The sequence below is a fragment of the Stenotrophomonas sp. GD03680 genome (genome assembly GCF_029844625.1).
In the GTDB taxonomy this organism is placed as follows: domain Bacteria; phylum Pseudomonadota; class Gammaproteobacteria; order Xanthomonadales; family Xanthomonadaceae; genus Stenotrophomonas; species Stenotrophomonas maltophilia_P.
The window spans coordinates 87956-93955 of record NZ_JAOCKC010000010.1; the positions used below are offsets into that span (position 1 = coordinate 87956).

The 6000-nt window shown below is 67.5% G+C and carries 7 protein-coding genes; 1 reads left to right on the forward strand and 6 read right to left on the reverse strand.

The genetic code is table 11. The features are described 5' to 3' along the window. The first annotated feature begins 26 nt into the window (after positions 1-26). Complete coding sequence (upp, locus tag N5J29_RS12865; RefSeq protein ID WP_053517320.1) at positions 27-659, forward strand: uracil phosphoribosyltransferase; 633 nt, start codon at positions 27-29, stop codon at positions 657-659. Between the two features lie 52 nt (positions 660-711). Here upp and N5J29_RS12870 read toward each other — a convergent pair whose 3' ends face one another. The 6 genes from N5J29_RS12870 to rsmD all read right to left on the reverse strand — a co-directional run bounded on the left by N5J29_RS12870 (position 712) and on the right by rsmD (position 5525). Then, positions 712-1599, reverse strand: a complete 888-nt coding sequence (locus tag N5J29_RS12870) for an MBL fold metallo-hydrolase (protein WP_053517318.1) — start codon at positions 1597-1599, stop codon at positions 712-714. A gap of 120 nt (positions 1600-1719) precedes the next feature. After that, the gene (ggt, locus tag N5J29_RS12875) at positions 1720-3450 is read right to left on the reverse strand and encodes a gamma-glutamyltransferase (protein WP_164152980.1); all 1731 of its coding nucleotides are present in this window, start codon (positions 3448-3450) and stop codon (positions 1720-1722) included. Continuing rightward, positions 3447-3728: a YfhL family 4Fe-4S dicluster ferredoxin gene (locus tag N5J29_RS12880; RefSeq protein ID WP_053517316.1), complete on the reverse strand. Its 282-nt coding sequence runs from the start codon at positions 3726-3728 to the stop codon at positions 3447-3449. The genes ggt and N5J29_RS12880 overlap by 4 nt, the downstream gene beginning before the upstream one ends. Before the next feature lie 132 nt (positions 3729-3860). Further along, positions 3861-4352: a hypothetical protein gene (locus tag N5J29_RS12885; RefSeq protein ID WP_053517314.1), complete on the reverse strand. Its 492-nt coding sequence runs from the start codon at positions 4350-4352 to the stop codon at positions 3861-3863. A gap of 58 nt (positions 4353-4410) precedes the next feature. Continuing rightward, a complete protein-coding gene (gene coaD, locus N5J29_RS12890; RefSeq protein ID WP_053517312.1) occupies positions 4411-4920 on the reverse strand; it encodes a pantetheine-phosphate adenylyltransferase in 510 nt (169 codons plus the stop codon). A gap of 26 nt (positions 4921-4946) precedes the next feature. Continuing rightward, positions 4947-5525 (reverse strand): 16S rRNA (guanine(966)-N(2))-methyltransferase RsmD, encoded by a 579-nt coding sequence (gene rsmD / locus N5J29_RS12895; RefSeq protein ID WP_053517311.1) that lies wholly within the window; start codon positions 5523-5525, stop codon positions 4947-4949. Positions 5526-6000: the final 475 nt, after the last annotated feature.

The window sequence follows — 6000 nt, forward strand, 5'->3', positions numbered from 1 at the left end:
GCCTCTCCCTTCCCCCTTTTCCGACCATGAAGATCGTCGAAGTGCGCCACCCGCTGGTGCAGCACAAGATCGGCCTGATGCGCAACGCCGCGCTCAGCACCAAGGATTTCCGCGAACTGGCCAACGAGCTGGGCACGCTGCTGGCCTATGAGGCCACCGCTGACCTGGACACCGAGCCGCACACCCTGCCCGGCTGGGCCGGTCCGGTGACCGTGCAGCGCATCGCTGGCGCCAAGATCACCGTGGTGCCGATCCTGCGGGCCGGCCTGGGCATGCTCAGCGGCGTACTGTCGCTGATCCCTGCCGCCCGCGTGAGTGTGGTCGGCCTGCAGCGCGATGAGGAAACCCTGCAGCCGGTGCCGTACTTCGAGCGCCTCACCGGGCGCCTGGAAGAGCGCGATGCGCTGATCCTGGATCCGATGCTGGCCACGGGCGGCACCCTGATCGCCACCATCGACATGCTCAAGCGGGCCGGTGCGCGACGCATCAAGGGCATTTTCCTGGTCGCCGCTCCGGAGGGCATCGACGCGGTCAAGGCAGCGCATCCGGATGTGGAGATCTACACGGCGGCAATCGACGCCCAGCTCAACGAAAAGGGCTACATCCTGCCGGGCCTCGGCGACGCGGGCGACCGCATCTTCGGCACCCGCGTCGGCTGACCGGTGCGACGGGGTCAGATCCCTTTCGCAGAAAGGGCTCCGACCCCGGCACTCACCCCAGCGCGCGCGCCTTCAGTTCACCCTGCTCGTGCAGGGTCACGAAACGCCCCTTGTCGTCGCGCCCCAGCTGGGCCAGTGCGACCTGCGGGTCGTGGGTAAAGAACAGATGCACGTTGCGCGCCAGCTTGTCCTCCAGGAACTGCCGCTTCTCGTCGATCAGCAGTTCCGCGTTGCGGTCATATCCCATGGTGATCGGCACGTGCACCCACGAGCGCCCCGGAATCAGATCAGCGCAGAACACCACGCCACCGCGCGCGACCTCGCCTGCATGCCCATGGCCGACGATCTCGGCCAGCATCAGCCCCGGCGTATGCCCATCGCTGTAGCTGAAACGCACGCTGCTCCCCAGCGCCCGGGAGAACTCGCCGTCGACCACTTCCAGGCGCCCACTGGCCTGCAGCAGCCCGGGCAGCTCCGGGATGAAACTGGCGCGGTCGCGCGGGTGCGGCTGAAGTGCGCGCTGCCAGTGCTGTGCACCGACCACATAGGTGGCATTGGGAAACAGCAGTTCGGGCTCGCGCCCCTCGCTCCATGCTGCCAGCAGGCCGCCGGCGTGGTCGAAGTGCAGGTGGCTGAGGACCACCACGTCGATGTCCTCGTGTTCGAAGCCCGCCTCACGCAGCGAATCGATCAGCACATGCTGGCTTTCCTGCACGCCATAGCGCTCGCGCATGCGCGGATCGAAGAACGCGCCGATGCCGGTTTCAAACAGGACCGTCTTGCCTTCCAGCGGGCTGGCCAACAGCGCGCGGCATGCCAGCTCGATACGGTTCAGCTCATCCGGTGCCGCCCATTTTTCCCACAACGCACGGGGTGCGTTGCCGAACATCGCACCGCCGTCGAGGCGCTGCGAGTTACCACGAATCGACCAGAGTTTCATGCGCCGATTATCGTCGGCAGGCCGTTAAATAATCGCTAGAACGAAACTGCAGCGCCCTGCCGTTGCGGGCAGGGCGCTGCGGTTCACCGTCGGCCGGATGGGACCCGGCGAGCCCGGCCGTTACCTGCCGGGCACCACCTGGGCGCTGCCGACCGGGTTGCGCGGATCGCTGCCGCCGAACAACCGGTTGCTCCTGCGATCCCATTCCACCGTCTGCAGATTGCCCCAGACGTGGCTGGAGCCGCGGCCACCGGCGGCGACATTCCCCGGCAGATCGATCTTGTGGCCCATCGCCTGCAGTTGCTTGACGGTGGCCGCGTCGAACGCGTTGTCTTCGGCCTCGATCAGGTCCGGCAGCCACTGGTGGTGGTAGCGTGGCAGCGCCGCGACCTGCTGCGCGTCCAGGCCGGCGTCGTAACCAAGGATGCCCAGCAGCACCATGGTGATGATGCGGCTGCCGCCGGGGGTGCCCAGCACCACGACCTTGTCGTCGTTCTCCATGAAGGTCGGCGTCATCGAGCTGAGCATGCGCTTGCCCGGCTTCGGTGCGTTGGCCTCGTAGCCCATCACGCCGAACGCATTGGGCGTGCCCGGCTTCAGCGCGAAATCGTCCATCTCGTTGTTCAGCAGCACACCGGTGCCCTTGGGTATCAGGCCCGAGCCGTACAGCAGGTTGACGGTCTGGGTGGCGCCGACGCGGTTGCCATCACGGTCGATGATCGAGAAATGGGTGGTCTCGTCGTCCTCCAGTGGCGTCGGATTGCCCGACAGCAGGTCGCTGGGCGTGGCCTTCTCCGGATGGATGGTGGCACGCAGGCCCTGCGCGTAATCCTTGCTGGTCAGCACTTTCTGCGGGATCTGCACGAAGTCCGGATCGCCCAGGAAGAACGTGCGGTCGCGGTAGGCGCGCCGCATCGATTCGACTACCAGATGGGCGCGGTGCGCCGGATCCATCTGCTTGATGTCCCAGCCTTCGAGGATCTGCAGCATGCTGGCCAGGGCGATGCCACCGGACGACGGCGGCGGCGCCGTGGTGATCTTCCAGCCGTTGTAGTCGAAGACGATCGGCTCGCGCTGCTTCACCCGGTAGCCGGCCAGCTCCTCGGCGGTCCAGCGGCCACCGGCCTGCTTCACCCCGGCCAGCAGCAGCTTGCCGGTCTGGCCCTTGTAGAAGCCATCGAAGCCACCCGCCGCCAGCCGCTCCAGTGTCTGCGCCAGTTCCGGCTGCCGGAACACATCACCGGTGGCGATCGGCCTGCCGTTGCGCAGGTACACCTCGCGGGTCCCGGGGTACCGCTCCATCACCTCGCGGCGCGAGGCATAGCCCTTGGCCATCCGCTCGTACACCGGGAAGCCATCGCGGGCGATGCGGATGGCCGGTTGCAGCGAAACCGCCAGGGGCAGCCTGCCGTGCCGGGCCGAAAGCTCCACCAGCGCCGCAGGCAGGCCAGGGATACCCGCCGACCAGGCGCCGTTGACCGAGCGGTCGCGGTCCAGGTTGCCCTTCCCGTCGAGGAAGGCCTGCGGCGTGGCGGCGGCCGGCGCGGTCTCGCGCGCATCCAGCATCACGTCCTTGCCGGTGGCCGCGTCATGCAGCAGGAAGAAGCCGCCACCGCCCAGGCCGGAACTGATCGGCTCGACCACCGCCAGCGTCGAGGACACCGCCACTGCGGCGTCGAACGCGTTGCCTCCCTGCGCAAGGATGTCCACGCCGGCCTGGGTGGCCAGCGCGTGGCCGCTGGCAATCGCAGCGCCATCGGGACGTTCGGCACGGGCCGGCGCATCGGCCCAGGCAAGCGGGCTCAGCAACAGGCCGAGCAGCAGTACGGGACGGACGAGCAGCGTCTTCATTCGGATGGGGGCTCCGCGTAGAGTTCGGGATGATCGTGCTGCAGCCGGCGCAGTTTGGCCAGCAGCTGGTCTTCCGTTTCCACGATCTCCGGGTCCGGATCGATGCATTCGACCGGGCAGACGACCACGCACTGTGGCTCGTCGAAATGGCCCACGCACTCGGTACAACGGGCGGGGTCGATCACGTAGATGGTTTCACCCATCGCAATGGCCTGGTTCGGGCAGGCCGGCTCGCAGACGTCGCAGTTGACGCAGAGCTCATTGATTTTCAGCGACATGGCGATACTCCTCGCCCGCGCCTTGGGACAAAGGACCGGCCAGCGCGGGCGCGCGGGCCGGTCAGGTCATCGGTGGCGCCCGCTACAGGCGCCACCCGGGCCACGTTGCAACGTGGCCGCCACGGCTCGGTCTTACTTGGCTTCGACGAAAATGTACTCGGCACCGGTCGGCTGCACGGCCGCCTGCACGCGGGCGTTGTCGGCCGACTGGCCGATGAAGACGACGCGCACGCCCTTCATCGAATCCGGCGACACGTCCTTGAACACGGCCTGGATCATGTCCGCCATCTTGCCCGAGGCCGACGAACCGAAGGCCAGCATGTTGCCCGGCTGCACGCCACGGGCCACGGCCTGGGTCGCGCTCTCGGTCTGGCGCTCGTACTTGGCCTGGAAGTCCGGGTCCGATTCCGGCGAGAGGTAGTACAGGAACGGGCTGTTGGAGATATTGCCCATGTTCTGGATGGCGACTTCCTGCAGGTACTTCTTCCAGCCTGCGTCGTCGTCCTTGGACGGGGCGACCAGCGCCTGCTTGGCTTCGTCGACCGGAGCGGCCTCTTCCTTCTTGCAGGCGGTGAAGGCCAGGGCCAACGAGGCGATCAGCATCGCGCGCATGGTGGTGTTCATGGTTTCCTCCCGGAATGGTGCGTGGTGTTGTACGTAAGGGGTGCGGGTACGGCGGGGCTTATGACTGGGTCGATTTCGCCTCGCGGACCCTGCGCAGGGCTTCCAGCACCGCGGCCGGCACGAAGCCGGACACGTCGCCGCCCAGGCGCGCGATCTCGCGGACCAGCGAAGACGAAATGAAGCTGTGCTGCTCGGCCGGCGTCAGGAACAGGGTCTCGACTTCCGGGATCAGGTGGCGGTTCATGCTCGCCATCTGGAACTCGTATTCAAAGTCCGACACCGCGCGCAGGCCGCGCAGCAGGACCCCGCCCTGGACGGAGCGTACGAAATGGGCCAGCAGGGTATCGAACCCGCAGACCTCGACGTTGCCATGGTGGCCCAGGGCATCCCGGGCCAGCTGCACGCGCAGTTCCAGCGGCAGGGTCGGCCCCTTGGACGGGCTCTGCGCCACGCCGACCACGACCTTTTCAAACAGCGGCGCGGCCCGGTTCACCAGGTCGATATGACCGTTGGTGATCGGATCGAACGTGCCGGGGTAGACGGCAATGCGGCGGTTGGCCACGGTCATGGGCGGTTGCAGATGTTCAGATGAAGTCAAAGTGTAGCAGCGGCGCGGCGGTACAGGGCAAAGCGCACCTCACGGGTGCCGCCCTCGCGGTGCAGCAGCCAGTCCGGCGGCAGCACCGGGACGTGACCGGCCGGCGACTCCAGGTAGAGCCAGGCGTCGGCTGCCAGATGGCGCGGCAGCTGGGCCAGCACATCCTGCCAGAGGCCATCGGCGAACGGCGGGTCGATGAACACCAGATCCGCCTGCTGCGCGGGCGCGCCCTGCAGCCAGCGCAGGGCATCGGCCTGGACCACGGTGATCTGCGCGCTGGCCTGCAGCTTGGCGACGGCGGCCGACAGATTGCGGCCGAGCTGGGCATCGCGCTCGACCAGGGTGGCGTGAGCGGCGCCGCGCGAGACGGCTTCCAGGCCCAGCGCGCCGCTGCCGGCAAACAGGTCCAGCACGCGGGCCCCGGCCAGTCGGGGCATCAGCCAGTTGAACAGGGTCTCGCGCACACGGTCACTGCTGGGCCGCAGGCCCGGCAGGTTCGGCACCGGCAGGCGGGTATTGCGCCAGCGCCCGCCGATGATGCGAACCTGGCCGTCATTGCCTCCACGGCCGCTCATCGGGGCCACCGGCGAAGGGTGTTCGAGAATTTCAGCATGAGCGGGATTGTAGTTCGGCCGGGCGGCGCCCTGCACCCGCAGAGGCCAGAGCCAAAGCAAGAGCGGGCACTCCGCGGGATGGCGGGGCACTGTGGGTTCGCGGGGGCGCCGTGAATCCGTCCATGGAGGCTTGGTCGCCGCATCCATGCGGCTCACACCCCGCGAACCCACAGTGCCCCGCCTTCGACAGTTGGCCGGTGGCCACTAGATCCACGCCGTGCGTGGATGAAATCTCTCAGATCTCGAGATCCAAGCCAGGGTCAGATCCGTTTTCCACAGGAAAACGGATCTGACCCCAAGAGCCGTTCCGACAGATCGCAGGAAACGGTCGAAGGCGGGGTGGGTCAGGTTGTGGGGGACGCCGTGAACCCATCCCTGGGGGCTTGGCCGCGGCATCCATGCCGCGGACACCCCCACAACCTGACCCACCCCGCCT